This window comes from bacterium (assembly GCA_040753555.1).
In the GTDB taxonomy this organism is placed as follows: Bacteria; UBA9089; UBA9088; order UBA9088; family UBA9088; genus JBFLYE01.
In genome coordinates, this window is sequence record JBFMDZ010000295.1 from 1 (window position 1) to 2,106 (window position 2,106).

A 2,106-nucleotide genomic window follows, 5' to 3' on the forward strand; every position below is an offset into this window, starting at 1 on the left:
ACAAAAAACAAAGAAGAAAAAACCAAAGGGAAAGGCAAAAATCACTATAAATATAGAAGGATAGAGAAGATAAAAGAAAAAAATGATGATTTTTAATGTGTTTAAGTTTTTACCGAGAATTACTACTCCTGATAAGTCCCTGGAGAAACATAGATAGTATCTCCATTGCTTGCTGCATTTATAGCTGATTGGATAGTTGAATATTGTGAAGGGACATATAAATTTGCTGTCCAACCTACTACACAAAATGTGATTAGTCCAAAAATCACTAAGCCAGTAAATATTCCCTTTCCCATCTAATATGATAATTGCCAAGTTGCCTTTTCTGCATATTTCTGTGATTATTTTAAAAATTTAGGACGAGGACGCCAGGAGGGAGAATGACTTGATGTTTTTGAAGTATAGGTTAGTTGTTCTAACTTTCTTGTATCTACATTGACTATAAAAAGCTCTGACCTTGACCTATTTTTTTTAACTTTAAGCACTCCTGTAAATACAACTTTTTTGCTATCGGGAGACCAAGAAGCTTGCCATTCACATATTCTTTTTGGGTCATCATCCTTGGTTAATCTATGAAGATTTCCTCCGTCCGCATCCATAATGTAAATCCTTTGCCACTTTTCACTAGGTGATCTCCCTTCAAATACAATTTTACTTCCATCTGGAGAACAACAAGGATGGCTAGCCTTTATAATATTGTTATATGTTAATCTATTCCATTTTCGCGTAGCTATATCCATTCTATAAATCCCTTTTTTAGTTTTATCTTTTAAACTCTGAAAACTAAAAAGAATCCTTTTTGAATCAGGAAAAAATGAAATTGAGGAAGCAAATTCATCAGAAGGAATATCAACAATTTTTTTTATGTTATCTCCATTTGCATCTGCTATATAAATACTATCTCCACCTGAAAATATGATTTTTTTGCAATCTAAAGACCAGTTAGGTCCATCATTTAGGCCATATTTAAGGAGCTTTTTATACATCTTTTCCATATCAAAGACCCTTTTTTTATTAAAATCTATCATATAAAATTTTGTCTCTTTAAATGGATAGATACTAGAAAAAACGAACCTTTTTCCATCAGGAAGCCATTGTGGACAACCTTCCTGATAAGGAGAGGGAAGAAGAATTTGCTCATAATTTTCATCAGGATCAACTATGCCCGGTTCATTAGGGTCAATTGCGTAAAGATCATAACCACAGCAAAATACTATTTTTTCTTTATCACCAATATCTATAAGAATAGGTAGCTTTGGTATTATATCAAGGGGAGACTTGGGTTTATTGCATCCACAAAGGATAATTGCTAGGGTTAGAAATAGAGAAAAAATTACCTGCATCATACTGAAGGGTTCGCGATAAAATCTATAATTCTCTTTGAAGCCTCAGGAAAATTCTTATTTAGGTAATCTACAAAGCCAGGAAGATGAGTTTTGGTTCGGTCATAATAGGCAACATCAAGGATGACTAGTTCAATTCCAGAAGGATAACGTATAATTTCTTGTCCAAGGCGGAATGAAGAGATTGCTTGGTTATACAGCTCACAATTTCCAATCGCAGAGAAATTCACTGATAATTTTTTATAAGTATACTCCAAAACCCAATCTGCAGGATACTTTGCATAATCTGCAATCATCTTTGCCAGTTTAAACATTCCGGTTGAATCAAAGATCTTAATTAAAGATTCTAGGGTTCCTTTAAAATCTCCTTCAAATACTTTCTTGGTTATCTTAATTGCCTTAAGCTCCCCTTCTATCCCTGTAGATTTGGCTATATAACCAACCACTACATTTGCTATATCCTTAGATAATCTAATCCCTAATTCCTTCCAATCTTCCTTGGGGATTTTAAACCCAAATGGATTATAAGCTTGTAGATATTTGCTCAATAATAATTCTAGATCTGTCTTTTCTTTGTCAGAGATAGTTCCATCCTTGATAATTTCTTTTATCTTTTTCTCTATGTTAGCCTCGTCTATTTTTTTCTGCATCCCTTCATTTACCTTATCTTTTAAATTATCCTTGGTTATTCCTCTCTTTTCAAATATATCCTTAAATGCACCCCATATGTTATCCAATACCCCGCCTATTCCACCAGGTGTCT

At 33.3% G+C, this 2,106-nt stretch carries 3 protein-coding genes; all 3 read right to left on the minus strand.

Going from position 1 to position 2,106, the window contains the following annotated elements:
- Positions 1-122: 122 nt before the first annotated feature.
- Positions 123-296, minus strand: a complete 174-nt coding sequence (locus AB1630_12690; GenBank protein ID MEW6104647.1) for a hypothetical protein — start codon at positions 294-296, stop codon at positions 123-125.
- A 45-nt stretch (positions 297-341) separates the two neighbouring features.
- A complete protein-coding gene (locus AB1630_12695; GenBank protein ID MEW6104648.1) occupies positions 342-1,346 on the minus strand; it encodes a hypothetical protein in 1,005 nt (334 codons plus the stop codon).
- On the minus strand, positions 1,343-2,106 hold a 764-nt coding region (locus AB1630_12700; protein ID MEW6104649.1), incomplete at its 5' end, for a hypothetical protein. The genes AB1630_12700 and AB1630_12695, both read right to left, overlap by 4 nt.

Coding starts and splice junctions, on each gene's coding strand:
- AB1630_12690 (MEW6104647.1), bottom strand. CDS start 296: ATGGGAAAGGGAATATTTACTGGCTTAGTGATTTTTGGACTAATCACA.
- AB1630_12695 (MEW6104648.1), bottom strand. CDS start 1,346: ATGATGCAGGTAATTTTTTCTCTATTTCTAACCCTAGCAATTATCCTT.